13 protein-coding genes and 1 pseudogene are annotated in these 26,985 nt (G+C 67.2%); 12 read left to right on the top strand and 2 right to left on the bottom strand.

Annotation, left to right across the window (positions count from 1 at the left end; all coding sequences use genetic code 11):
• Nucleotides 1-84: 84 nt before the first annotated feature.
• Nucleotides 85-1,075, bottom strand: a pseudogene (locus E3T35_RS13065) (IS3 family transposase); the annotation flags it as partial.
• 259 nt (nucleotides 1,076-1,334) lie between these two features.
• Between E3T35_RS13065 and E3T35_RS13060 the strand changes: the two are divergent.
• The 12 genes from E3T35_RS13060 to E3T35_RS13005 all read left to right on the top strand — a co-directional run bounded on the left by E3T35_RS13060 (nucleotide 1,335) and on the right by E3T35_RS13005 (nucleotide 26,650).
• Nucleotides 1,335-2,480, top strand: coding sequence for a serine/threonine-protein kinase (locus E3T35_RS13060; protein ID WP_134379481.1), 1,146 nt, complete (start codon nucleotides 1,335-1,337; stop codon nucleotides 2,478-2,480).
• Nucleotides 2,480-8,470 (top strand): Ig-like domain-containing protein, encoded by a 5,991-nt coding sequence (locus E3T35_RS13055; RefSeq protein WP_134379479.1) that lies wholly within the window; start codon nucleotides 2,480-2,482, stop codon nucleotides 8,468-8,470. The genes E3T35_RS13060 and E3T35_RS13055 overlap by 1 nt, the downstream gene beginning before the upstream one ends.
• Nucleotides 8,471-8,498: 28 nt before the next feature.
• Nucleotides 8,499-9,464, top strand: a complete 966-nt coding sequence (locus tag E3T35_RS13050) for a MoxR family ATPase (RefSeq protein WP_134345472.1) — start codon at nucleotides 8,499-8,501, stop codon at nucleotides 9,462-9,464.
• Nucleotides 9,461-10,849 carry a DUF58 domain-containing protein gene (locus E3T35_RS13045; protein ID WP_134345471.1) on the top strand — a complete coding sequence of 463 codons (1,389 nt, stop codon included), beginning with the start codon at nucleotides 9,461-9,463 and terminating at the stop codon, nucleotides 10,847-10,849. The genes E3T35_RS13050 and E3T35_RS13045 overlap by 4 nt, the downstream gene beginning before the upstream one ends.
• A gap of 20 nt (nucleotides 10,850-10,869) precedes the next feature.
• A complete protein-coding gene (locus tag E3T35_RS13040) occupies nucleotides 10,870-13,455 on the top strand; it encodes a transglutaminase domain-containing protein (RefSeq protein WP_166789949.1) in 2,586 nt (861 codons plus the stop codon).
• Complete coding sequence (locus tag E3T35_RS13035; RefSeq protein ID WP_134379475.1) at nucleotides 13,456-14,979, top strand: DUF5684 domain-containing protein; 1,524 nt, start codon at nucleotides 13,456-13,458, stop codon at nucleotides 14,977-14,979.
• A gap of 3 nt (nucleotides 14,980-14,982) precedes the next feature.
• On the top strand, nucleotides 14,983-15,846 hold the full coding sequence (locus E3T35_RS13030; RefSeq protein WP_134345369.1) for a PP2C family serine/threonine-protein phosphatase: 864 nt from the start codon (nucleotides 14,983-14,985) through the stop codon (nucleotides 15,844-15,846).
• The gene (locus E3T35_RS13025; protein WP_166789948.1) at nucleotides 15,833-16,465 is read left to right on the top strand and encodes a hypothetical protein; all 633 of its coding nucleotides are present in this window, start codon (nucleotides 15,833-15,835) and stop codon (nucleotides 16,463-16,465) included. Before E3T35_RS13030 ends, E3T35_RS13025 begins: the two co-directional genes overlap by 14 nt.
• 76 nt (nucleotides 16,466-16,541) lie before the next feature.
• Nucleotides 16,542-18,104 carry a hypothetical protein gene (locus E3T35_RS13020; RefSeq protein WP_134345367.1) on the top strand — a complete coding sequence of 521 codons (1,563 nt, stop codon included), beginning with the start codon at nucleotides 16,542-16,544 and terminating at the stop codon, nucleotides 18,102-18,104.
• A gap of 50 nt (nucleotides 18,105-18,154) precedes the next feature.
• A complete protein-coding gene (locus E3T35_RS19480; protein WP_174776416.1) occupies nucleotides 18,155-20,005 on the top strand; it encodes a hypothetical protein in 1,851 nt (616 codons plus the stop codon).
• Between the two features lie 54 nt (nucleotides 20,006-20,059).
• Nucleotides 20,060-21,298, top strand: a complete 1,239-nt coding sequence (locus E3T35_RS13010; protein ID WP_134345366.1) for a PASTA domain-containing protein — start codon at nucleotides 20,060-20,062, stop codon at nucleotides 21,296-21,298.
• Nucleotides 21,299-26,650, top strand: a complete 5,352-nt coding sequence (locus E3T35_RS13005; protein WP_134379471.1) for a VWA domain-containing protein — start codon at nucleotides 21,299-21,301, stop codon at nucleotides 26,648-26,650.
• Nucleotides 26,651-26,708: 58 nt separating this feature from the next.
• On the opposite strand, the gene E3T35_RS13000 is transcribed toward E3T35_RS13005, so the two are convergent.
• A partial coding sequence (locus E3T35_RS13000) for an HNH endonuclease signature motif containing protein (protein WP_134379469.1) occupies nucleotides 26,709-26,985 on the bottom strand: 277 nt, incomplete at its 5' end.

Below are 26,985 nucleotides of genomic sequence, written 5' to 3'. Positions count from 1 at the left end.
CACAAGGACACGCCACGGTTGAGCGGCGGTCAATCCCAACACGGGTCAAGCCGCGACCAAGCCTGATGAGCTGATCGTGTCACAGTCCCAGCACACGCCGGTGCGGCCCATGGGGGAGCGCATCCCCAGGCCGGTCACGAGAGCCCGAAAGTGAGCCGACGTGTAAACGCTGCCGCGGTCGGAGTGCCAGATCGCGTGAGGCTCGATCAGGGTCGTTGCAGCAGCGTTGCAGCAGCGTTGCGGAGGGCGTCGGCGACGAGCTCGGTGCGCATGTGATCGGCGATGGACCAGCCGACGACCTTCTTCGAATAGCAGTCGATGACGGTGGCCAGATAGATGAACCCCTGCCAAGTGTGGATGTAGGTAATATCGCCGACGAACTTCACTCCGGGACGGTCGGCGGTGAAGTCGCGCTTAACGAGGTCGGGCATGCTCGCGGCCGCCTTCGCATCGGCTTCGGTCGTGATGCGGAAGGGCCGTGGTTGGCAGGCCACGAGGCCGATCTGGCGCATGAGTTGCCGCACCAGCTCGGGCGAGCACTCGGTCTGCTCCGCGGCGAGATCGGCGTGGATTCGGCGGTACCCGTACGTGCCGTCGGACTCCTCGAAGAAGTGTTGAATCCGGGCGAGCAGGGCCTCTCGGCGAGCCGCGGTCGCGGACTGCGGACGGATCGCCCAGTGGTGAAACCCGGACGTGGAGACGGCCAGCCAGAGGCACATTTTCACCACCGAATTCTGGTTGGTGAGCTCAGATCTTTGGGAGTCGATGTACTCGTACTTGCTCACTACCGCTGCTCCCGCGCGAAGTAAGCGCTGGCTTTTTTCAAGAAAGCGGTCTCCGCCCGCAGCTCGTGAACTTCCCGCTCGAGTTCCTTCAAACGGGCCCGCTCCGAGACCGTCAGGTCGGCTTCGGTGCCGCCGTTGACCTCACGGTATTTGTTAAGCCAGTTCCGGAGCGTCTCCGGGCCGACGCCATATGCGGTGGCGACGTCCTTGATCGGCTTCGCGGTATTGATCACCTCGCGACACAGCTCGTCCTTGAACTCCTGGGTAAATTTTCTCCGCGCGGCGGTCATGCTGATCTCTACTTTCAGTGATCCCTCATTTTAAGAGGGCCCACTGTCAGAGATATCCGCGGCAGGTCACTTGCCAAGACCGTCTATTCCCAGTGACGCGCACGACTACTTAGCTAGGCACCCCCATTTTGGGGGTGTACCATTTGCCCCAGTGTGTGGCGGGGTCGAGTGTCGCCGTTAAGATTGGATCTGAGACCAGCTGCGTCTTTGCGAGTGAAGACAAAGATGCAAGACAGAAACAATGCAGGTCGGGGGAGCGATGGGCAGGCGACTTCCTTCTGCTCCGCCCATTTTGTCGGGCTACACCTACGTGCGCCCCCTCGGCACCGGTGGATTTGCCGACGTTTTTCTGTTCGAACAGAACATGCCCCGCCGGTCCGTGGCGGTCAAAGTGCTGCTGCAGGACATCGTCGACGCCGACGTACTGCGTTCCTTCAATGCCGAAGCGGACGTCATGGCGCGCCTCAGCTCGCATCCGTCCATTCTCACCGTCTACAACGCGAGCATCTCGGCCGATGGCCGCCCCTACCTGGTTATGGAATTCTGCCCCGGCTCCTATTCGTCCCGGGAGCGTACCCAGCCGCTGCCCGTAGCCACCGTGCTCAATATCGCCGTGCGAATTGCCTGCGCCCTCGAGACAGCGCACCGTTCCAAGGTGCTGCACCGCGACATCAAACCGTCCAATATTCTCACCACGACCTTCGGCGGCCCGGTGCTCGGTGACTTCGGCATCGCCGCGTCGCTGGCCGGCGGTGCCCGCGACGAGCTGTTCGCCATGTCGCTGCCGTGGAGCGCTCCGGAGATCGTCGACGAACGCACCACCGGTACGATCGCCACCGAGGTCTGGTCGTTCGGTGCCACGATGTATTCGCTTCTGGCCGAACGGGCGCCGTTCGAACTGCCAGCCGGTTCCAATGGGTCGCGGGTACAGCTGAAACAGCGCATTGGCCGCGCCAAATACACCAGCATCGGGCGAGCGGATGTTTCCGCCTCCTTTGAAAGCGCCCTCGCCCGCATGATGAGTCGCGACCCGGCAGCCCGCCAGGGGAGCATGCTCGAGTGTGCCTACGACCTGCAGCGGGTGGAACGCGACCTCGGCCTGCCCCTCACCGCGCTGGAGGTCGCCGACGAGGCCTGGGCATCCGCTGGTGCGCCGGTGGATTTTGATAACCACGAATCGCGTGGCGCTATCATCTCGAATGTCTCTATTCCCACCCTGCGCCCCGGCCCGCGGCGCAGTACCCGCCGCCCCGCCTCGCAGACCCGCGAGGGCACCCTGCCGGACTCGAGCGACACGGCTCGCACCCGATTCACCCCGCTCACACTGAGCCTGCTCCTGTCCAGCGCTGTCATCGTCGGGATCGGCGCCACCGTGGGCGTGCTCGTGATCACCGGGCTGCTCTGATGGCCGGCAAACGGACTCGCCGCCGCCTGCCCGTGCTGTCAACGGCTCGTCTCGGCGTCATCCGCATTGCCGCTGTGTGCGCGATCGGCGCGCTGTTGGCCACCGTGGCGATCGTCGTCGATGGTTTCGACGTGAAGCAGACGCCGGTGAACGCGAGTTCGATCTGGGCTTTGCAGAGCGGCGACGGCAACCGGTACGCCCGCGTCAACACCGACCTCGGCGAACTCGACACCGTGAAAACCGTGCCGGCGCCGAGCGAACTGGTGCAAACCGATTCCACCGTGCTGCTCTACGCGCAGAACAACGAGAAGGTCGTCGACGTGAGCCTCGCGGCACCGATCGACCTCGGTGACGACGCCAGCGACTACGACAGCACGCCGGCCGGCACCCGAACCATCGTGTCGTCGGGTTCCTGGGTCGGTTATCTCACGAGCGCCGGAACGGTCTTCGCCGGAACCGTGGGCGCCGCGGAAGCACCGCGCGCGGTCAATCCCTACGCCGACGACGAGGTAGCCGAGGGCGACACCCCGCGCGTCTACCGCTCCGACGCCATCGCGATCACACCGGACGGGGTGCTCTACAGCTACTCCAGCGAGGCCGCAAGCGTGCTGCGCTATTCCATCGTCGACGACAAGATTAGCAATAGTGACGACGTGACCGACGGCCCGGCCGAGCCCGGAAGCCAACTGAGCGTTGTCGGCGACAGCTGGGCGCTGCTCAGCGTGGTCGGCGACGAACTGTGGCTGGCCGGGCAGAACGCTCCGACCCCGACCAACCTCAGCGAACTGGCCGTGCTGCAACGCCCGAGCACCACCGCCGACGACGTGCTCGTCGCCGACCAGACCGGCCTGGTCTCCTTCGCGCTCGCCGACGGGGCCCGCACCGAACTGGTCGGCAACAATGAAACCGTGCTCGGCGCCCCCGCCGCGCCGACCCCTTTTAAAGGAGAACGCTACGCCGCCTGGCTGCCCGCCTCCGGGGTCGGCGGCACCCTGTTCAGCGAGAGCGACGGCGAATCCGCCCTCAGCTACGGCGCAGCAACTCCGACCGGCGACGCCGCCCCCGCCTTTCGCGCCAACGAATCGCTCATGATTCTCAATGACACCCGGAGCGGATGGGTGTGGACCGTTCCGGGCGGCGCCCTGGTCGCCAGTTCCCAGGACTGGACCCTCGCCGCCGCCGAAGAACCGCAGCGCCAGGACAACGTGGAGGAAGCTTCAGAGGTCGTTGAACCCAAAGCCCCCATTGCCGTGCCCGACGCCTTCGGTGTGCGCATCGACCAGCTGGTCACGCTGCCGGTACTGCTCAACGACCACGACGCCAACGACGACGTGCTGAGCGTCGTGCCCGCCTCGGTCACCGGCCTCGACCCCGATTTCGGCACCGTCACCGTCACCGATCAGAACCAGGCTCTCGCCGTGCAGGTGGCTCCCGGCGCTCGCGGCTCTGCAACGTTCAACTACGCCATCACCGACGGATCGCGCGCCGACGGCCTCGACTCCGCATCGACGACGGTCACCCTCACCGTGCACGGCGACGAGATCAATTCTGCCCCGGTCTGGTGCGGCACCGACGGCTGCCTGCAGGACTGGCCGAGCCCCGAGGTACAGCCCGGCGGCACCGTGACCATTCCGGTGCTGCCCGGCTGGGTCGATCCCGACGGCGATCCGATCTTCGTCGCATCCGCTCTGAACACCACCGCTATCGGCTCGGTCAGCGTGACGCCGGCCGGCGTGCTCGTCTACAAGCACCCGAACGCGGCCGAACAGGCCGCCCAGTCGGCCACGATTCTGGTGCGCGTCTCGGACATTCACGGCGCTTCGACCGAGAAGGTGCTCACGATCGTGGTCACGCCCACGCCACGGCTCACCGTTGAACCGTTCGCACTGCTCGCCGCGGTGAACGAGCGCCTCACGGTGAACCCCGCCGAGTACATTTCGGGCGCCGCCGGGCTGTACCGCATCACGTCGGCGACGACACCGTCGAGCACCGAGGGCGGGGCCGTGAGCATCACGGCGAACGGTACTGCCTTCGACTTTTCCGCGACCGTCGTCGGTAACTACACCGTCAGTCTCACCATCGCCGACGACGTGAGCGAGGTCGTCACGCTCGCGCGCATTTCGGTGGTTTCAGCGGATGCCCAGGCACTCACGACCTCCCCCGTGACCGTTTTCGTGCGGCCCAAGGCCGACACCAGCGTTGACGTCTTCACCGCCGTCTCCAACCCGGCCGGCCGGGTGCTGCTGCTCGGCGAGGCCATTCCCGAAACCGTCTTCGGGGCCTCGCTCAGCGTCGATGTCGTCGGGCAGAACATTTTGCGCGTACGCGGTTCCACCGCTGACGAACGACCGGGCAAGCTCGGCACCGTGCGTTACACGGTGTCGGACGGCACCGAAAACCCGCTGTACACCGTGCGCGGTGAGGCCACCGTCTACCTGCTTCCGGCATCCGTTCCGCAGACGCCGATCGCCATGAACGACAGCGTCTCGGTGCGCGTTGGCGCCCAGATCGACATCCCGGTGCTCGCCAACGATGTGGCCCCCGACGGCAACATCGTGATGCTCAACGCCGAATCGGTGCAGAACCGCAGTGACCGTGGCCTCGCTTTCGCGGCCGGCGCCGAGCTGCGCTACCTCGCCCCCGACGAACCGGGCAGCTACGAGGTGGCCTACAGCGTCTACACCGCCGGCTCGCCGGAACTCATCGACTCGGCCGTGGTCTCGGTCGAGGTGCTCGCCGACGGCGAGAACACGGCGCCCCAGCCGCACACCCTCTACGGTCGGGTGCTGTCGGGCGAGACCATCGAGATTCCCTTTGATAGCTTCGGTACCGACCCCGACGGTGACACCGTCGTGCTCGACCGGGTGCTCACCCAGCCGGCCCGCGGAACGGCCTCGCTCAACGCCACCGGCGACGCCATCGTCTATTCCAGCCCCCGCGACTATCACGGCGCCATCGAATTTCAGTACCGCGTACGCGACACCGCCGGAACCACCGGCGTCGCCCTCGTGCGCATCGGCGTACTCGACCAGCGCTCCAATCCGAGCCCGATCACCTTCAGCGACTACGTCGAGGTGCAGGCCGGGCCCGACAACCAGGTCGTCGTTTTTCCCGCCGCCAACGACATCGAACCCGGCGGCGGCAGCCTCACCCTGAGCCAGGTCACCCCCGACGCCGCGGCTGGCACCGCTGAGTACGACGCGCTGGCTGGGCGCATCGACTCCGTCACCGACGCGCGCGTGGTGTTCACGGCCAGCGACGAGCCGGGCCTGCTCACCTTCGTCTACTCGGTGACCAACGCCAACGACGACGTCGGCCAGGGACTCATCGTGGTCAAGGTGGTGCGCACCTCGGTTCCCGATTACCCGGTCGTGATCGATACCACCCTGACCCTCGACGAACGAGACGGGTTTCCCAAGGGCATCGACGTGGTCACCGACAAGGTGTCCTGGAACTCCGGGGATGTCTCCGATCTCACCCTGACCCTGTGGGGAAACCACCCCGGCCTTGACGTGTCGGGCTGGAAGATCCGCGGCGACGTCCCCGACGAGGGACTACTCGCGCCGTTCGCCCTGACCGGCCCGAATTTTCAGGGCGCCCTAGTGACCACCTATGGGTTCCTGCGCATTCCGGCCAAGGATGCGATCATCATCGCGCTCAAGAAGGGGAACGTCGACCAAAACGTGCGGGAAGATGCCTCGGTCAGTTTTGATCTGACGAGCCTCGTGTCGATTCCCGCCGGGACCACGCTGGAACTGCAGCGCACGGGCATCCGTTCGTCGGGGGAGCGCGGCAAGGCGGCCTGCACCTTCGACTCCGGCACGACGGTCACCTACACGGCCGGTTCCGATGCGCCCTGGACCGACTCCTGCACGGTGCCGGCACGCATCGATGGACAGGAGGACTACACGCAGCTGGTAGTACCCATCGTGGTCGAGCCGCTCGACCCCCAGCCGGAACTGCGCCCGGCCGCGCTGACCGAGAGCCCGGGAGCCGACGCCGTTCGCTACGACCTCAGCCACATGGTCGAGTGGCAGGGCAAGGGCGACGTGCCGGCGCTGACCTTTGCGATCGAGTTCTCCTCCGATCAGTTCACCGTCACGCAGGACGGCTCGATTCTCACGATCTCTGTCGCCGACAACGCCGTGGCCGGCCGGGAGGCGGCGGTCACCGTGAGCCTGTCGAGCCACCGCGAGGCGATTCCGGCGGTGCTCGCGCTCAAGGTGGGCCCGGCACCGAGCGAACTGCCCAAGGGCGGCACCGTCGCGACGACCTGCACCCAGTCGTCGGGATCGAGCTGCTCGATTGCCGTCGTCGGCACCCCCGGCGAGGTCAACTTGTACCGCGGAACACCGCTTGAATTGGTCTCGGTCACCGCCCCGAGCACCTGCGTTGGGGTGTCGTTCTCGGTCGAGAATTCCAAGAATGTTCGAGCCAGCTGGTCGGGCGACACCGCCGGCGGTGTCTGCGAGGCGAGTTTTGTGGTGCGCGACGCGCAGGGCAAGCTCAGCGCCGGCACCCGCAATGGGTCGATCACGGTTGACCTGCAGGGCTACCCGAAAGCGCCGAACGCCGTGGCCCAAATCGCCTACGACGACCGGTCGGTGACTCTCTCGGTGAGCCCCGGCGGCGCTAACGCGGCCTACCCGGCCCTCGAAGGCTTCAACCTGTACCGCAACGGCGCTTCGGTGGCGAGGTGCGACACGTCGGGCGACTGCGGCAACATCACGACGTCGGCGAACGGTGACAAAGCTGACTACGAGGCCAAAGCCTTCAATGCGGTCGGGGAATCGCGCACCGTGGTGAGCGTGACGGCCTGGTCTTATGACACTCCGGGCATGGGCGAGCTCACGGCCGAGCCGGTCTTCGACGGTCGCACGACGACGGCGCAGGGCGTAGTGACCGTGAAGATCAAGAACGACGATCCGTCCACCAACCGGTACAGCGTCAACGGCACGGAAGAAACCGTTGCTGTTCCCGGTGTTGGAACGACGGAATTCACGCGCACGCTGCCCGTCGGCGAGCAGACCATCACCGTCACCCCGCTGAGTAAGTACGACCGGCCGGCCGGAAGCGGACCCACTGATCTGTCGGTCAAGCAAACGGTGATCGTGGCCGGAGCTCCCTCGATCACGGCTGGCACGCTGACCTCGGAGAACACCGCGATCACGGTTTCGGGTACCAATCCCGATAAGAACTACAGCGCCGAGACCGAACATATTCTGTATGTGGCATCCACCACACCGGACGCCGTCTGCACGTTCACCGTGGCGGGAATCACCTCGGCGGGAAATCTCACCTCGAAGGATTCCACCATCGGTGGCCTTACCAAGCACACCAGGTACTACGTGACGGTCTGCTATTCCAACGGATACGGCGAGGCGGTGGGCAGCGCGGGCTCCGTCACAACGTGGGTGAAGCCCTCCGCTCCGGGCGACGGCTCGTACACCTACGGTATGGCGACGCCGGCCAATGGAAAGTACCTGCTCACGACGCCTACCTCGTCGGCCACAGTGCCCAATGATTTCGTGGTCGACTTCGACGGATACGACGAGGTCGCCGGCTCGAGCGTCTTCGGCGCTAACCCGGGAATCACAGCGCGCTACTGCACCAGCAACGACGACACCCTGTGCAGCGACTGGTCGACGGTGACGGCAGCGGATTCCGACCGCGCCTGGCAGGTCGAATACGCCGTCACCGGCCTTACCACCGCGGGATGCCTGATTGGCCGCACACTGGAGGTCGCCGTCGATGCGACCGCTGCCGGTCTCGCGACGGCCGTCGTCACCCGTGCCGAGTTTGACGTGCCCAACCCGAATGGTGGCCGGATGTGGGAGTACCGCAACACCGCCGTCGTTCCGGGTGACGCGGAACAAACCAGGAACGTGACCTGGACCATCACATGGACGGCCGCGCAGACATCCGGCCTCGCCCCTGTCTCCGCTGTCACCCAGACAACCGCCACCGGCTGTTCTGCGCCCACCACCTAAATCTCGCCCCACTGAAAGAGCCACACACATGACAATCACCACGGAGCAGTCAGACTGGTTTTCCGCGACCTTCGCGATGATGGTCGACAATGTGGAGCAGGTCGTTCTCGGCAAGCGCCACGTGATCGAACTCGCTTTCACCGCGATGGTCAGCGAGGGCCACCTGCTGCTCGAGGACTACCCGGGTACCGGCAAGACCTCGCTCGCCCGCGCCATGTCGCAGACCGTGCAGGGAGTCTCCACGCGCATCCAGTTCACCCCGGACCTGCTGCCCGGCGACGTCACCGGCATCACCGTCTACGACCAGAAGACCGGCGAGTTCGAGTTTCACAGCGGACCGATCTTCGCCAACGTCGTGCTCGCCGACGAGATCAACCGCGCCAGCCCGAAGACCCAGTCCGCGCTGCTCGAAGCGATGGAAGAGGGCAACGTGACCATCGACGGCGTCACCCGCTCAACCGGTGTGCCGTTCCTCGTGATCGCCACCCAGAACCCGATCGAGCAGGCCGGCACCTACCGGCTGCCCGAAGCGCAGCTCGACCGGTTCATGATGAAGGCGTCGCTCGGCTACCCCGACCTCGCCTCGACCATTCGCATTCTCGAGGGCACCGCCGACGTGCGCCACGAACTCGCCCCGGTGATCACCCCGCAGGCGCTCGTGAGCATGAGCGACATCGCCCGCGGAGTGTTCGTGAACCCCCTGGTCTACGACTACATCGTTCGGTTGGTCGAGGCCACCCGGGATGCCCGCCAGGTGCGCATGGGCGTCAGCGTGCGTGGCGCACGCGCCCTCACCAAGGCCGCCAAAACCTGGGCCGTCGCCCACGGCCGCACCTTCGTGACCCCCGACGACGTCAAGGCCCTCGCCGACCAGGTGCTCGCGCACCGCATGGTGCTCGACCCGGAGGCCGAGTTCGACGGCGTCACGGCGAGCGCCGTCATCGGCCAGATTCTGCTCGACGTCGTACCGCCCAGTCGGAGTGACCTGGCGTGAGTTTCCACACCGAATCGCGGCGCTCCCAGACCTCAAATCTGGCGCGAACCAGCACCCAGACCAGGTCTGCAACGCACACCCGGTACAGCACCACGCGCACGAACCAGTCAACAGCGTTGACCCTCGTGGGCGCCGTCGTGCTCTGGATGCGGGTTTCGCGAATTGTGCGAAACGGTGCGCGGGTATCCGTCGAATGGGTGGGCGAAACGGTCACGCCGGCCGGCTGGGTCGTCGTCGCCACGGCGATCGTGCTGCTGCCGCTCGGCCTCGTTTTCGGCTGGACCGAACTGATCGTCACCGGCTGTGTGGCGGTCGCCCTCATTCTCATCTCCCTGCCCTTTCTGGCCGGCGGCCGCGCCTACAGCGTCGACTTCGTGCTGCCGGTCGACCGGGTGGTGGCCGGCTCCGAGGTTTTGGGTACCCTCACCGTCACCAACGTGTCCAAACGGCTCGAGCTGCCGGGTCGCGTCGACGTTCCCATTGGCAAAGGCCTGGCGGATGTCTACGTGCCGCTCCTCCGCAGCGGCCAGGTTCACGAAGAGCACGTTCGCGTGCCGGCCTACCGTCGCGGTGTGATTGACGTGGGCCCGGTCACGACCGTGCGCAGCGACCCGCTCGGTGTGCTCGGCCGTGAAGTGGCCTGGGCCGACGTCAACCGCCTGTTCGTGCATCCGGTGACCGTGTCGATTCCGAGCACGAGCGCCGGGTTCGTGCGCGACCTCGAGGGCAACCCCACGAGTGACATCGTCGACTCCGACATCTCCTTTCACGCCATTCGCGAGTACGCGCCGGGTGACGGGCAGCGGCACATTCACTGGAAATCCACCGCGAAGACCGGCAAGCTCATGGTGCGCCAGTTCGAAGAAAGCCGGCGCTCCCGCCTGGCCATCGTCTTGAGCCTCAACGATGCCGAATACGCGTCGGAGGACGAGTTCGAGATGGCGGTCAGCGCCGCCGGTTCGCTCGGCGTGCGCGCCATTCGCGACGGCCGCGATTTGGCCGTCGTAGCGAGCGAGGAAATCCCCGATATCGTGCGGAAGAGCATCCGTTCGGTACGCAGCCTGAGCGTCGTGTCGACGCGCACCCTGCTCGACGACCTCACCGCCATCGAAACCAGCTCGCACGCGATGCACGTCGAAGACGTCTGCGTGCTCGCCGCGCAGGTGGTGCCCGACATCTCCATCGCCTTCGTGATTTGCGGTTCGGCGATGACCGCTCGGCGTCTGCAGGCTCTCACCCTCAAATTTGCCGGCAACGTGCAGGTCGTCGCCGTATTCTGCAACCCCAACGAACAGCCGAGCTTTCGTGACCTGGCCGGCACCAGCGTGCTGACCATCGGTGTGCTCGACGACCTGCGATCCCTGCTGAGTCGACGAGCAGCATGAGCGCGCCCGAAGTTCAGCCCATGCGACCTGCGACCGGTGCCGTGCCGACCACCCGCCCGCGCCGTGGGCCGGTCCCACGCCGGCGTGCCCGGGTGATCAACGCCGTGTTCATCGTGGCGATGATGCTCGTTGCCGTGTGGGCGGCCTGGCCGATCTACCAGGACGTGAGCTACCTGATCATGGCGGCCGGAGCGATTCTCACCGGCCTGGCTCTGGCCTGGCTCGGCGCCCGTCGAGGCTGGAGCTGGTTCACCGTGCTGCTGACCGTGCTGGGCGCTTACCTGCTGCTCGGCGTACCGCTCGCGGTGCCGACCGCCTTCACGAGTGTGCCGAACGCCGTCGGCGGGCTGCTCGACCTGGTGACCGCGACGGTCTTCAGCTGGAAAGAACTCGTCACCATCCAACTGCCGGTCGGCTCCTATCAGTCGCTGCTCGCCCCCGCCTTTCTGCTGTTTCTCGGCGGCACCACCGTGGCACTCTCGCTGGCCTGGCGCGGCGGCCGGCTCATGGCCCTGGCCGTGCCGCTGATCTTTGCCGTGCAACTGTTCGGCCTCGTCTTCGGATCGAGTGCCGTGAGCGTTCCGCTGACTTTTTTTAGTGTGAGTTTGCCGGCACCACGCGAAAGCCTGATCGGCCTGGCCGCCCTGCTGCTGGCCTTCGGCTTTCTGGCCTGGCGCACCCACCTCGCCCGCAGCGAGGCACTCGACCTGGCTGCCCGCACCACCGGGGTGCGGCGCACTCCCGGCGGCCTCGGCGGTCGCCTGCGCCGGGCCATTCTCGCCGGCGGGGTGCTCGTTCTCGCCATCGGCGTCACCCTCGGCGGGCTGTCGGCCGTTGCCGCGACGCCGACCCGTGAGGTGCTCCGCAGCAGCATCGACCCGGCCGTTGAACTGCGCGAATACGTCAGCCCGCTCAGCCAGTACCGCAGCTATTTCAGCGCCGAGCAGTACGACGCCGAGCTGTTCACGGTATCCGGCCCGGCCATCGACGACGGTACCGACTCCCGCGTGCGCCTCGCCGTGCTCAGCTACTACGACGGAGAAGTCTTTCGGGTCGTCGACCCCGCCGCGGGCGAGAGCGACCAGGCCACCGCCTTCGCCCGGGTGCCGCACGCGCGCGGGGCGAGCGCGGACAGCGTCACGACCCGGTTCGACATTGCCGGCTACAGCGGCGTCTGGATGCCGGGGGCTGGCGCGCTGTCGAGCATCCGCTTTGCCGGTGATCGCGCGGCTGACCTGAGCGACGGCTTTTTCTACAACGCGGGTACGGCATCCGGAATTCAACTCAAAGCCCTCGAGCGCGGCGACCGCTACACGATCGTCTCCGACTCGCAAGCGGATGCGACGGACCTCGCCTCTCTCGCCAGCCCGGCCGGTGACGCGATCGATGAAACGCTCATTCCGCAGAGCCTGGTCGACTGGGTCGACGCCCAGGCCGTCACACGCGATGGCACCGGCTTGGCCGAACTCGTCACCCGCCTGCGCGAGCGCGGCTACCTCAGTCACTCCCTGACCGAGCCGGCGGTGGACTCCTGGACCGCTGACCTCGGCGACTACCAGTTCTCGCCGAGCTTGTCCGGGCACTCGGTCGCCCGCATCGACGCTCTCTTCACCGCGCTGCTGGAGAAGCAGAACAGCACGACCGCCACCGAGAATTCCCAGCTTGTGGCAGCTATCGGCGACGACGAACAGTTCGCCGTCGCTACCGCACTGCTCGCTCGTCACCTCGGCTTTGAGTCCCGCGTGGTGCTCGGATTCACCCTGGGATCCGGCGCTGATTCGGGCGCACCCGGGGCGTGCCGGGGCGGAGTCTGCTCGGGCCAGAACCTCGCGGCCTGGGTCGAAGTGGCCAGCGGCGACGGCGGCTGGATCACCCTGGACGCGACCCCGCAGTTTCAGAACCCGCTGTCACCCATCGACGACACGACCCGCGACCCGCAATACAACACCGAGGTCATCGCCGAAGGTGCAACCGAGCAGCGCGCGCCCGAGGCGAACCCGACCAACGGTGAAGACCAGCCGGAGCAGGACACGGTCACCGGCACCGATCTGGCCTGGCTGTTCGCGATCCTGAAGGTCGGCGGCATCAGCCTGGCCGCGCTGCTCGCGATCAGCACCCCGTTCCTGGTCATTCTCGGTGCCAAATTCAAGCGTCGACGTGACCGGGCCCGCGCGGCCGACGTATCGGCCAGGTTCGCGGGCGGCTGGGACGAATACATCGACGCCGTCGTCGACCGCGGTTTCAGCGACCAGGGCAGCATGACCCGGGTCGAGACCGCCTCATACTACGAATCGGCGGGCGGTGCCCAGCTTGCGACCCTCGCCGACAGGGCTGTCTTCGGGCCGGTGTCACCTCAGGTCGACGAGAGCGACGCCTTCTGGGCGCTCGTCACGGCCGAACGCGCCGGCCTCGCTGCCAGTGGAACCCGGCGGCAACGCCTGCGCGCAGCCATCTCGCTGCGCTCCTTCTCTCGACTGGCGGATGCCCGCCACTTGTTCACTTTTCGCCGACGCTCAGCTCGATACGACGTCATCACCGTTCGCCCGAACCGGCGCGACACCAGCAGATTGGGGGAGCGGCCGCCGATCAGCGGCCGTGAAGCATAAATGGATGAATCATCTGGAGCGGCGATCGCCGTAGTTGTGGTGGCCGTGCTACTCGGCCTCGGCCTGTATGTGTTCTCGTCGATCGCCCTCGGCAAGGTCTTTCTGAAACTCGGCGAGCAGGCTTGGAAGGCCTGGGTGCCGATCGTCAACACCATCACCCTGCTTGAGCTCGGTCGGTATTCGGCCCTGTGGGTGATTGGCATGTTCATTCCGGCCGCGAACCTGGTAGCCCTCGTCGTGTTCATCATGGCGGTCAACAACGTCAACCGACGTCTGGGGCGCGGCGGCGGGTTCACCCTGCTCTACCTGATCTCCTTTCCCATCTGGGCCGGCGTGCTGGGGTTCGGAAAGTCGGTCGACACCGGCTGGATGCCGGGCATAGCCGCGACCGGATACGTACCGTTCGCCCCCGTGACTCTGCTGTCACTGGCGCCGGCACAGCCGGCCGTTCCCACGCCGGTCGGCCACAACGCTGCACCTTCGATGCCGCTGGCATCCATGCCGCCGGCGCCCCCTGCACCGGCGGCTCAGTTTGCCGGACCACCACTGCCACCCGCCCCGCCCGCAGCGTTTTTGGCGACCGCCCCGCCGGCCCCGCCGGCCCCGCCGGCCCCGCCGGCCCAGCCGGCACCAGCAGCGCCGCACGGTCTGCCGACCAGCCCGCCGCCGTTCTACGTGAGCGCACCGCCGGCGCCGCCGGCATTCTCCGCCCCGCCTGCTCCGCCTGCCCCGCCTGCTGTGCCGGTGCTGTCGGCTCCGGCCGTTGTTCCAGCCCCGCCAGCCCCACCCGCCCCGCCGGTATTGCCGGCCCCGCCGGCACCACCGGTAACTTCGGCACCGCCGGCACCGCCGGTAACTTCGGCACCGCCGGCACCGCCGGTAGCCTCTGCCCCGCCGGCGCCGCCGGTTGTTGCGGCACCGCCCGTTGCGGCCGCCGCACCGGCCAACCCGTGGGCTCCGCCGGCGCCGGTCGTTCAGGTGAGCGCCGCACCAGTCGCTGCTGCGGCTAGTGGGCCAAGGACCGCGGAACTCCCCATGGCCTTGCCCGGCGAGCTCGCCGCAGCCGCCGCCGAGATCGCCGCCGGGGTAGCCGTCGCAGCGGTCCCCGCCGCACTTCCCGCGCCAGTCGCCGCTGAAGTCGACGACGAAGCCGGCGACGACCTCGACGAAACGATGATCGTGGCGCGCCGCATGAAGCCGTGGACGCTCGAAACTGAGCACGGTCTCAAAGTGTCGCTCACCAAACCGGTCGTGCTGCTCGGGCGCAACCCCGCACGTGGCGGCGCACACACCGACGCACAGTTGGTTCCGCTGCACGACCCCGGCAAGACGGTGTCGAAGACGCACGCCCGCCTGGACTTTGTCGAAGGTGCCTGGGGTATCAGCGACCTGCACTCGACCAACGGCGTCGTGCTCATTGATGGGGGCGGACTGGAGAATGAACTCGATGCGGGTGCGAGCGCGCCCCTGACCGATCGGTTCCTGCTGGGGGAGCTCGCGGCGCGCATCTACCTGGAGGCCTGAGTCATGACGCACCTCGCCGAACAGCGAGCGACCAGTGCCGGGGTGTCGCTGCAGTGCGGCTCGCGCACCGATGTCGGCCGCAAACGGCACGAGAATGAAGACTCGCTGCTGGCGTCCCAACCGGTGTTCATCGTCGCAGACGGCATGGGCGGGCTGGAGGCCGGCCAGCGGGCCAGCTCCGCCGTGATCGCCGAGTTCCGGGGCTGCGTCGGCCGCACCGATGTTGCGGCCGGTGACGTGGTGGCCGCGGTCGAGCGCGCCCACACCAGCGTGCGCGCCGTGTCGGATTCGACCGGGCGCGGCGCGGGTAGTACTCTCACCGGCCTGGTGCTCATCGACCACGAAGATGCCCCACACTGGCTCATCGTGAACGTCGGCGACTCGCGCGTCTACCGCCTGCACGGCGGCGACTTTCAGCAGCTCACCGTCGACCATTCCCTCGCCCAGGAACTTATCGAGGAAGGGTCACTGCTCAAAGCGGATGTCGCCAGCTTCGCCCGCAAAAACGTCATCACCCGCGCGATGGGTGCCGACAACAGCAGCGCCGACTACTGGCTGCGACCGGTCGTGACCGGCGAACGACTGCTGGTGTGCTCCGATGGCCTCAGCGGCGAGCTCTCCGACGAAGCGATCAAGGCCGGTCTGACCCTCGGCGGCAGCACCCAGCAGACGGCCGACGCGCTGCTCGCCGGGGCCCTCGAGCACGGCGGCCGCGACAACGTTTCGGTGATCGTGATCGATGTCATCGCCGGCGGGGTCAGCTCCTGGCACGGCGTCGCGATCGGCGACGACCACTCCGACACCATCGATACCCGCACCGAAGACACCCGACCGGTGCAACGAGTGGCCCGCAATGCAGCCCGCTGACCCGAGCGCGCCACCCCCGGAACCGGTGGCAGACCTGCCCGACATCGACGACACCGACACCGATGACACCGACATCGACGACACCATTATCGTTTCGCGCACGATGGACGATCACACCCGCATCGTGCAACGCGGCAGTGATGAACACACCCGCCGTGTGCTGCGACGGGCCCGTACGAAGGCACCAGGTGCGGCCGACCCGACTGATGACCCGACTAATGGCCCGGACGACGAGGCCACCGTGCGTTCCTCCCGGGGCAGCACGGCGGCCGATACCCTCCTGAGCGGACGGCGAGCGGCCGCCCCCCTGCACGCTCCGGTCGTGGATTCCCTGCAACGGCGCTACCAGCCGCCGCAGGTGCAGAGCGGTGAGAGCGTGCGCTACGCGGCGCGGCCGACACCGGCCATCATTCCGCCAAAGAACCCGCTGCCCCTCGCCGACGTGCAGCCCGACCTGGTCCGTCTCCGTCTCGCCGACGCGGCCGCCGAGATTCGCGAGCGTACCGCGGTCACGAAGCGTCGCCGTCGCCGAGTGACCCTGACGTTGATCATCTCGATCACCGTTCTGGTCGTTCTCGCAGCCGCCGCGTACACGGTCTTCACCATTCTCACCTGGTAATGGCAAGCGCTACCCGCTACCGCCCCCTCACTTCGTACCCGTCCACCAGCACTGACCATCTAGGAGCATTCCTCTCGTGACAGATTCCACCTCCCCCCTCTATCGGGAAGCCGCCGACCCGGCGACCCCGCAGGCCAGGCTCGCCGAAATCGCTGCCGCCCACCACGAGCTGCACCCCGTCATCGCCGGAAATCCGTCGTGTTACCCGGCCCTGATTGAGTGGATGCTCCAGCTCGGCACGATCGCGCCCGTGATCGCTTCGCCCGCAGTCGCGCCCGCCGTTGTCGTGCCGGCTACCGAGCCGGCGGCATCCGCTTTGGTGAATCCCTATGCCCAGCCGGGTCAGGCTCAGGCTGGCCAGACCCAGCCGGGCCAAGCGCCCAAGCGCCCGCGCAAGAAACTGCTGATCTGGGGCTCAATCGGGGTCGTCGTGCTGTTGGTCGCCGGCGGCGGCATCTGGGCCTACGGGGCCATCTTCTCGAAGCTGGGCGGGGCATCCTCACCGACGGCTGCGGTCGAAAAGCTGCTCGAGGGCACCGCCGAGATGGACTTGATCAGCCTGTACGGCTCGCTGTCTCCCGCTGAGATCGAATCGTTCAAGGCTCCGATCGACCAGCTCGGCACCATCGCCATGGACGACGAGAACGGCGACCCGGTTGATATGCCGGAGCTCATCAACACCGTCGTCGACAGCCTCAACATCACCCTGACCGGGCTCGAACTCGAGTCTGAAGACATCGAAGAGGGCATCGCCGTCGTCACTATCACCGCGGGTGAGATGACCATGAACGGTGATGCTGAAACGATCACCGACGCCTACCTCGAGGTCGTCGCGCCGCAGCTGCGCCTGCAGCAGGAGTCGTGGGGCTACGACGACAGCGACACCGATTCGATGATCGCCGACCTGCGCGAGTCGTCGATCGACGAACTGAACGACATGCTGCCGTACACGCAGACCGCCGCCGACCTGGCCGACTCGCTCGGACACGACGCCAGCATCGTCACCGTTCGCGAGGGTGGCTCCTGGTACGTCAGCCCGCTGCTGACGACCGGCGAGAACATTCTGCAGAGCGGATCGAACGCCCGAGGCAGCCTGGTCGCCGAAGGCGACGTCGCTTCGTTCGACACCGCCGACGCCGCTGCCGAAGGATTCGCCGAAGCCGTGATCGCGTTCGGCGAGAACGGCGACTACGGCGACCTCGCCGCGGTGCTGCCCGAGGCCGAACGTCGCTTTCTCAGCCTCTACGGTGACGCCCTCATGCCCACCGACGGTGACGGCGACTACGACAACCTGCAGATCACCGATTTCGCTGTGACCCCGCAAATTGAGGGCAATACGGCGCGCCTCGACATCGACAGCATCGTGATCGAGGGCGACGGCTACAACTGGCCATACCGCACCGAATTCAACGGAGTCTGCGTCACCACCGATTCGGGCTACTCGTCGTTCGACGGATGCCTCGACGACGCGTCCTGGATGAAAGAACTCGGCGCCGACAGCTGGCGGGTTCTCTCCGTGCAGGAGAAAAGCGGATGGTTCGTCAGCCCCATGCGCACCGTGGCCGACGTGACCGGCATCGCCGTGGACAACCTGGTGCGACTCAGCCAAGACGGCAAACTCGACCGGCTCTACCAGTAACCCCCGCGCAGCACCGTGACACGAAACCAGAACGAAGACAGAGGACTCAGATGACCTTCGACCCGAACGCCCCCCAGCAGCAGCCGGCAGTTCCGCAGTATGCGGCGCCCGTCGCGCCGCCACAGTACGCGGCCCCGCAGCAGTACGCGGCCCCGCAGCAGTACGCCGCGCCCGAAGCTGCGCCACAGTACGCCCCAGCACCGACCCGACCGAACCCGTTCGCCGGCATCCCCGCCTCCGACTGGGTGCGCGACGGCGGAGCACTGCTGTTGCTCCTCATCTCCCTGGCCCTACCGTGGATGAACAGTCCCGACACCTACAACATGAGCGAAACGATCGGAGCGACCGGCCGCATCGAGGTCATCCTGATCACGCTGCTGTCGCTGTTCTCGCTCAGCCTCACCTACCTGCTGCGCGCCGGCGTCTTCGGGCCGGGCGTCGGGCTCGCCCAGATCTGGTTGATCCGACTGTTGGTCAACGTCCCATACGCGCTCCTCGTGCTGGGGTTCATGCTCGTTGACGCCTTCTCGAAGGATCAAACGACCGGGCTCGGCTACGCGGCTGCCTTCGGACTGGCCGGCGCCTTCCTCGCCGCCCAGCCCCGTTCCGCCGAACTGGTCGGCATCGTCGGCTACCACCCGATCGCTCGAATCTGGCACCGCATCGTGATTGGGTACGGCGCCGTGGTGGCATTGACCGTGCTGGGCGCGCTGGTTCTCGGACTGGTCGCGTCGACATCCGCTCAGGTCAACGCCGTGGTGCTGCTCACCGCGGTCGTGGCCGTGCTGGCCGGCGCCGCCGCCGTGCTGCTGCCGACCTATGGGATCATTCGCGGCAGCGCGATCTGGCTCACCGTCGGCCGCACGCTCGGCGGCATCGCCGTCGCCGTCATCACGATCGACGCATTCACCGATTTTGCTCTGTCCGTGGGCGGTATCGAGTCGCTCAGTTGGGGAGGCTACCCGCTCATTCTGCTCGCCGGGCTGCTCGGCCTGGCCTCGGCACCGGCGCTGCGTTTGGCGATGGTGCCGATCGAACCGATCGCCAAATGGTTCGGCGTGGCCTCGCTCACTCTCATTCTCATCATCAGCGCCGCGGGTCTAAGCCTGCTGCTGGTCATCGCCAACCTCATTGGGAGCGGTACCAATACCGGTTCCACCGGTCTGAACATCGGTGCCACGATCGTGCTCTCCATCATCATTGTGGTGGCCATCATCGCCCGCACAACGCTGCGGTCGAACCCGGCCGGCAGCCAGTGGCTCGTGCTCGGGCTGACCGGCGTCGTCACCGTGCTCGGTATCGTCTTCGTCGTGCTGCGCGCCCAGACCCTCAGCGACGAGAACGTCGGCGAGCTCTATTCCTGGATGTTCGATGGCGCGGCGTACAGCTCCTTCTCGCTGATCATCCTCACGACCGCGGCGACGCTGAGTCTCGCCCTCGCGTTCGGACTGCCAGCCCTGGTGTTCTACTCGCTCACCGCCCCGGCCGCCGTTCGCGGCTACTTCACCCAGTACGGACCGGTTCGGGCCCAGGCTCAGGCCACGTACACGGGCTATGCGCCGGTTCCGCCGGTTGCGCCCGTTTCGGCTGTTCCGCCGGTTCCGCCGACCGCGCAAGCGGATGCCGCGGCGCCGGTCGTGCAGGCACCCGCCGCTGTCGCAACCGTGACTCCGGCGGCCTTCGTTGCACCCGCAGCACCCGTCGCAGCTCCCAGCGCGGCCAGCCTCGCGGCCGGCGATCCGGCCACCTCGGCCGCCGAGCTCTATGACCTGGCGCAGAAGCACCCGGAGGTCTGGCCGCAACTAGCGGGCAACCCGAGTACCTACCCCGACCTGCTCACCTGGTTGGCGCAGTCGCCCGACCCGCTCGTGCAGCAGGCGCTGCGCGCCCGCGGCCTCTAGCCCCACCGAACACCTGCGACCGCACCCCACTCATCCCCAACCCGGAGCCAGCCCGTGAATCCCACGCTTATCGCCCTGCAGAACCTCGCAGCTGACCCTCAGAGCAGCCCGGAGCGGCTCGCCGAGCTCGCCCAGCAGCATCCGGAACTGCGGGAGATCATCGTGAACAACCCCGCGAGCTATCCCGGGCTTCTGCAGTGGATCGCCGATGTGACAGCGGCAGATCTGGCTGCAACAGATCTGGCTGCGCCCGACCCAACGAGTACCGATCCGGCTCCCGAGCCGGCCGCTCCAGAGACCAAAACGGTGCCCCCGGAACGCAAGGCCCGCTGGTGGATCGCCGTGGCTGCGGCATCCGTTCTGGCACTCATGCTCGCGAGCGGCGCCGGCGGAGTCTTCGCCGGTTGGGCCGTCGCCAACCGTCTGGTGGTCGCCGAGGTCTCCCGCACGAGCCCGGAGGTGATCACCGTAGCGCTGCCCGAATACCAACCGGGCGACGTGGCCATCATGCCCGATGTGCGCGGACTCGACACCGAGCGGGCCATGCAGGCCATCGTCGACGCGGGGGTGCCGGCCGAACTCATCGAGGTCGCCACCCGCCCGGCCGCTGGCGTGGTCGGCGTCATCGTGCAGCAGACGCCGGTCTTCGGCGCCGAAAACCCCACGAGCGTGACGATCCTGGAATCCACGCCCGCCATTGTGCCCGACTTTGCCGGCCGCCCAGCCGCCGAGATCATCGATGAGCTGCAGGGTATGGGCGCCCGGGTCGAGCAGACCCGCCAGTATGTTCCCGGCGCCGTCATCGGCACGGTCACCAGCATTGTTCCGGCGCCCGGATCGGCCCTGCCCGAATCGGTCGCCATCGTGATCGCCGACAGTGCGTCACGTGTTTCGCTCGACGACATCGATCCGACCAAGGGATCGACCAGCTTCGGCAGCACCCAGTCGGTCGGCGGCCAGGACTACGACGACGCGGTGACGGTGTCGGCCGGCCCAGACACCGAGACGGTCACCTGGACGCTCGGCGGCCACGTCGCCGAGGTTACCGGCTCGCTCGGCCTCGAAGACGACCAGTACAGTGACGAGTCCATCACCGTTGTGGTGCTCGCCGACGGTGCCGAAATCGCCCGCTACGCGCTCGCCGAGGGGCCTCCGGTGGCGTTCAGCTGGCTCGTCTCCGGCGTGACCACCCTGTCCGTGCAAGTCACGAGCGCCGAATCTGATTACGGTTCGTACCTCGTGCTCATCACCCCGGAAGTCCTCGGCAGCATCGACGAACTGGGAAAACTCTAAGTGAGCGCCTCGGGGGCCGCTCCTACGCCGCGTAGCCGCGCGGCACTCATCCTGATCGCCGCCGGACTCGTCGTCACCCTGGTGCTGGCGATCGGCGTGGTCTGGTTTCTCATGGACGGCCGAAACAGTGCCGCCGCCGGCACCCTTGATGGCCTCGACGACGCCGGCTCGGCCGGAAGCTGGCACGCCGTCGAACCGTTCGATGTCGGGTCAGAAGACCTGGTGGCGAATGCCGGGACCGAGTTTTCCATTGACCGAGCGGATGCCGCCCTCCCGAAAAATACCACCTCCGTTCTGCTCCAACTCGAGATCGTTCCCGGCACCGAACCCGGCGCCATCGTCATCGGCTCGCAGCCGACCGACACCCCCACCGTGAGCTTCAGCGCGAACGCGCCGGGCACGACCTCGCAGCTCGTACTGCTCGACGACACGGGCTCGTTCACCCTCACCGCCGACCAGGCCGTTGCCGTCACCCTCACACTGTTCGCCTACCTGCAGGTGGCAGGCAAGGGCGAGCCGGCGGTTGCACCGGGCGGGAGTGCGGCCATCGAGCCTCGCCTCGTGATCGACACGAGCGCCGGTCTCGGCGGCACGCTCGCCGCCCTTGACACCCCGATCACGCTGAGCCCGCAGGGCCTCGGCGCGGTACCGACCGACGACGTGGCGGCCGTCTGGTTGCAGGTTGCCCTGCTCGGTTCCGATGCGCGGTTCAGCCTGCCCACTGCGGGCGCCGATGACGCCCCGGCGGTCCTGCACAGCCGCGGATCCTGGAGCAACGCCCTGATTCTCGTTCCGCTCGATGACCCCGGCCTGTTCCAGTGGAGTTTCAGCGGCACTGTCGACGCCGTGCGCGCCAGCGTCACCGGCTGGGTTGCCGGCCAGAGCCGCTCGCTCGACGCCGCCACGATCGTCGGCGGGCTCGTTCCAGTCGCCACCACCGCCCTCGACACTGCCCTCGAATCGAACGGCCTCGCGCCGACCCTGCCGAAGGGCATCGCCACGGCGTCAGTCGGCTCCGCCCTCTATAGCGTCGAGGTCACCAGCGCCACGCCCGGTAGCGTAAGCGCCGACGCCGGTGACAGCCTGGCCGACGACCGACGTGAGACGACCCTGCCGGTGCGCGGGGCGGCATCCAGTCTGGTCATCGCCGGCCCCGGCGGCACTATCAGCCTGCCCGACGGCGCGATCGCCGACTCACTCACCCTGCTCGGCTACTTTCCCACCGCGCTGCCGGCCAACGACAACCCGCCCACGCTCACCATCACCGAACCGGCACAGGACGGCACGGTCAATCTCGGCGACGCCGGCGGAACCTTCGTCATTCACGGCACGATCGACCAAGCGGATGCCGGCGTGCAGCTCGTCGAGGTGCGCCTCGGTAATCGCTCCATCGGCAGTGCTCGCGTCGACACCACCACGACTCCGCCGCGGTGGAGCATCGAGACCTCAGCGACCCCCGGCAGCCACGAGGTGAGCGCCACGGTAACGGACTGGGCCGGCCAGACCGGGCAGGACGAGGTCGCGTTCACCGTGGAGGTACCGGCTGCAACTGAGGCGGTCGCCAACAACCGCACCGTCGTGCTCGAGGAGGCGAGCCTGGACGTGGCGTCGAACCTGACCGCCTCGTCGATCTCGTTTGCCGGGCTGTCTCCGGCGGTCGTCGGCGAGTTCATCGTTGCCGGGGTGTCGGAGGCGACGCCGGACGGCATCATGCGCGAGGTCATCGCGGTGGAACTCATCGACGGGCTCGTGGTCGTGACGACTCGGCCGGCGGCATTCGGCGACATCGTGCTGCAGGTAAATCATCGGGTCGTCGAGCAGGCTCTGCTTCCCGACACGGCCCTCACGCCGCCGGCCACTGCCAGTGGTGCCGCGAGTAGTTCCACCGAAGGCAACCGCCCGGTCGTGCTGCCGGCGTCGTACAACGCCGCCGCCGCTGACCCGGCCGGCCTCCCCACGACGGACCTGGCGGAAACCAAGCGCATCGGTGTCGTCGACCTCAGCGCCACCGTTTCCGTCACGACCGAGCCCGAAGTCTCGGTGGAGTACGAGAGCAAGAGCAACGACCTCAAGATGAGCATCACCGCGTCCGCCGAGGGAGCCGATGCGAGCTTCTCGGCCGGCGACACCGAGCTGTCAGTGCCAGAGCCCGCCGCCAGCCCCAGCCCCACGCCGGCGCCCAGCGCCGCACCGACTCCGAATAAACCCACGTTCAGCGGCGAAGCGAGCCTCGAGTTGGGTGTCGCCTTCGAACTGGTCAGCTACGCCACCCTGACCATTGAGATCGCACCGTTCTGGGAGTGGACCCGCGACGTGCGCACAGTGCTCGCCGACTTCGAATCGAGTGTCAAGCAACAACAGACCCAGACGATCGAGGTGAGTTCCTATGGCGAAATTGCCGTCGCTTACGGCTCGGGCAAGAAGCAACGCCGAGTGGGCCAGGTCGGCACACCGCTGCAGGTGACCGCCGGCGACTTGCCCCACGTTTCGCTGGGGCGTCTGCTCGGAGTGATTCCGACTCCTGTCCCCATCCCCTGGGTGCTCACCTTCGACCTGAGCGCTGAGTTTGACTGGTCCCTGTCGCTGACCGGCACCACGACCTTCACGGCCGTTGAACGCATCACCCGCGAATTCGGTGTGCGCCTCGAGAACGGCAAGCTGCGGTCGTTCAATGAGAACATCACCGAGACCGCCCCCACCGTGTGGAAGAGCGAACTCGAGGTCGCCCTCGGCGCCACTCTTGCCCTGCGGGTCGACGCGATGATCTACGACATGGCCGGGGTTTACTTCGGTATCACCATCAAGCCGGCCCTCACCGTGGGCTCGGTGGCCGAGGGCACCGTCGGCGCGGCGCCGGCATCCGTTGTCTTCTCGAGCACTTTCGACATCGTCGTGGAGGGTGTCATCGGCGTGAAACTCGAGGTTTTGGACAAGAATCTGCTCAGCTGGGAGGCTGAGCCGCTGCAGTTGTACAAGAAGGTGTTCTGGGACGAGAAGTACACCCTCGATGAGCTCGCCTACGCTCTGACCGGGGATGAGGCCTTTGCCCCCGACACCGAGCCCAACACGGCCACCGGAACGGGTAATCGCCCCCTGCTCGTGGTCGTCGACCTCTCCGGCTCGATGTCCGGTGAACGCATCGAGAAGGCGCAGGACGCCCTCACCGAGCTGGTGATGAGCCAGCCGCTCGGTTCGGAAATGGGAATCTGGACCTACGGCGGCGGCTGCGATGCGCCGGGGGATTACGCCATCGAGGTCGCCCCGGTGATGGGCACCGGCGACCTCGTCTCCGAGATCGCCGGGTTTACCGCGTCCGGAGGCACGCCCACCGCCGAGGCGCTGCTCGCAGCGACCAAACAGCTGCAGGAAGACGGCCTCAGCGGGGCCACCGTGGCCCTGGTCTCCGACGGGGAAAGCGGATGTGGAAACCCCTGCGAGGCTGCGGCGCAGATTCGCGCTCAGGGTTTCGACCTGCAGGTGCAGACCGTGGGTTTCCAGACCTCCGACCTCGGCGAAACCGAGCTCAAGTGCATCGCCGAGGAGACCGACGGCACCTACACCTCGGTCGACGACGTCGATGCGCTCGCCGACAAGCTCGCCGAACTCGGTCGAGCCAGCATCGACCTCACGGTCGCGGCCGGCGACACCATTCTGGCCAACCAGCCCCAGAACGTTGACGTCACGGTGACGAACCCCTCGGGTCGAGACGCGGCCGACATCACCGTCGCGCTCACCTTTCCGAGCGGCGACCTGGTGCCGCTGGTCAGCCCGTCACCGCAACTTCTCTTCGGCAACCTGCCGCCCGGCGCCACCAGCACGCAGAGCGTGCAGCTCTACAGTGCAGTGCAAGACGCCGTCGGCAGCACCAACTATCGGTTGATTGCCTGGGGCCTCGAGGTCGACGCCGTCATCGTCGAGGGCAGCTATGAGACCCTGCTGGAGCGCACTGACCCGATCGAGCCGGGAGCGATTTTGGCGGATGCGGCGGCGAGCGACTATCCGGCAGCTCTGGTCGGCGACGGCCTGGCCTCCGGCGGCTCCGGCACGGACTGTGAGGCCGGTGAGAACAGCGGAGCCGTCGGGTACGCCGGCGCTCTCGCCGCATCGACCGACCCGGTCGTACTCGCCTGCGCCGCAACGTCGGGCAACAACCTGCTCGGCGCTGAGATGCCAGGTGGCGCAGACAACCAGCTCGAACGCCTCGCGGCCGAGCCCGCAGTGAGTGAGGTGGTCGTCTCGGTCGGCGCCGCCGACGTGGGGCTCGACTCCCTGCTCGCCCTGTGCGCGAGCTCCGGCTGCGCACTCGACGACCAGGCCGTTCGTACCGTGATCGGCAAGGTGCAGGAACTTGACCTCAGCCCGGTCTACCGCAGCATCTGGGCCACCGTGAACACCGAGCAAGCCCGTGAAGCTCGCGGCGGCACCCACGCACCGGTGATCGTGACGGCCTACCCGCAGCTGTTCTCGAGCGACCGCGGAATCGACTGCACTAAGGAATGGGGCCGCGCCGAAGCGCGGGTGGGACACACCGTCATCGCCTACCTGAACGCGTCCCTTGAAACGGCGGCCCTGCGGGCGGCCGCTGACGGCTACGAGGTGTACTACGCCGCCGGGCCCGAAGATGCTCTGCAGCCCAACCACACCCTGTGCGACGACGACAGCTTCGTCACGGTGACCGATGAGGGGCAGCTCGCACCGGGCGTCGACGGCTTCACCGCGATCGGCGACACCCTGCTGCTCTGGAGCCAGAACCGTGCGCGTGTCGAACCGTCGGCATCCGCGCTGGCCAGCGCCGACCTCTACGCGGTGCCGGCACCCGGACTGCTCAAGAGCGTTGACCGTGCGGTCTCCGGCCTCGCCAACCCCACGAAGCTGGCCGAGCTGGGGGTGAGCGGCCCAGCCGTGCACGTGTCGCCCGGGCAACAGGTGCGGGTGACCGGTTCCGGCTACCTGCCGGGCTCGCCGGTGGTCGTGACCCTGAGCGGTGACCCGAGCATTCTCGGTACCGCCACAGCGGATGCCGCCGGCCACGCCGAACTCACCGCCATCGTTCCGCAGCACACGGCTCTGGGTACAGCGACCCTGACCATGAACGGTGCGGCTGAGGCCGGAGTAGAACTGGAGCTGGTTCGCGAGCTGCGGATCGGCGCCCTGGTGCCGGTCTGGATCGTGGCCACGGTGTTCGGCGGTCTGTTGATGCTGCTGGCCGCGATCGGACTCGCGCTGTTCGCCCGGCGCCTGTTCGGTCAACGCCTGTTCGGTCAACGCCTGGCCGGCGGAGCTTCGCGTCGCAGCGCCAAGAGACTCATTGGGCACCCGCGGAATCTCGCGCGCGGAGATGTCGACGCCTGAAAGCACGGCCCTTTCAGGATGTGCAACCGAAACACTCTGGTGGACAGCGCGGTAAGGCTTACGTGCGCCAGGGTGGTTCGGGGCTGGGGGTGTTGGCGCGGTGGCTGTGGGCGGGCCGCCAGGTTTGGGTGGGGTCCCAGAGTAGGGGGCCGCGTACTTGGGGCCGGCTGTTGATCATGCGGATTTTCCATCCGCTGGTGTCGATGGTGTGGTGGTGGAACCAGCAGAGGAGGACGCCGTTGTTGATGTCGGTGCGGCCGTGTTGTTGCCAGGGGATGACGTGGTGGGTTTCGGTCCAGCGGGCGGGGATGGTGCAGCCGGGGATGATGCAGCCT

This window comes from Cryobacterium sp. TMT1-2-2, assembly GCF_004403505.1.
Taxonomy (GTDB): domain Bacteria; phylum Actinomycetota; class Actinomycetes; order Actinomycetales; family Microbacteriaceae; genus Cryobacterium; species Cryobacterium flavum.
The sequence above is the reverse complement of the archived record's forward strand: the minus strand, read 5'-3'. Positions and strand labels throughout refer to the sequence as shown.

Bases quoted from the DNA above. Each gene is read 5' to 3' on its own strand.
- E3T35_RS13060 (WP_134379481.1), top strand. From the start codon at position 1,335: ATGGGCAGGCGACTTCCTTCTGCTCCGCCCATTTTGTCGGGCTACACC.
- E3T35_RS13050 (WP_134345472.1), top strand. From the start codon at position 8,499: ATGACAATCACCACGGAGCAGTCAGACTGGTTTTCCGCGACCTTCGCG.
- E3T35_RS13025 (WP_166789948.1), top strand. From the start codon at position 15,833: ATGCAGCCCGCTGACCCGAGCGCGCCACCCCCGGAACCGGTGGCAGAC.
- E3T35_RS13055 (WP_134379479.1), top strand. From the start codon at position 2,480: ATGGCCGGCAAACGGACTCGCCGCCGCCTGCCCGTGCTGTCAACGGCT.
- E3T35_RS13035 (WP_134379475.1), top strand. From the start codon at position 13,456: ATGGATGAATCATCTGGAGCGGCGATCGCCGTAGTTGTGGTGGCCGTG.
- E3T35_RS13040 (WP_166789949.1), top strand. From the start codon at position 10,870: ATGCGACCTGCGACCGGTGCCGTGCCGACCACCCGCCCGCGCCGTGGG.
- E3T35_RS13030 (WP_134345369.1), top strand. From the start codon at position 14,983: ATGACGCACCTCGCCGAACAGCGAGCGACCAGTGCCGGGGTGTCGCTG.
- E3T35_RS19480 (WP_174776416.1), top strand. From the start codon at position 18,155: ATGACCTTCGACCCGAACGCCCCCCAGCAGCAGCCGGCAGTTCCGCAG.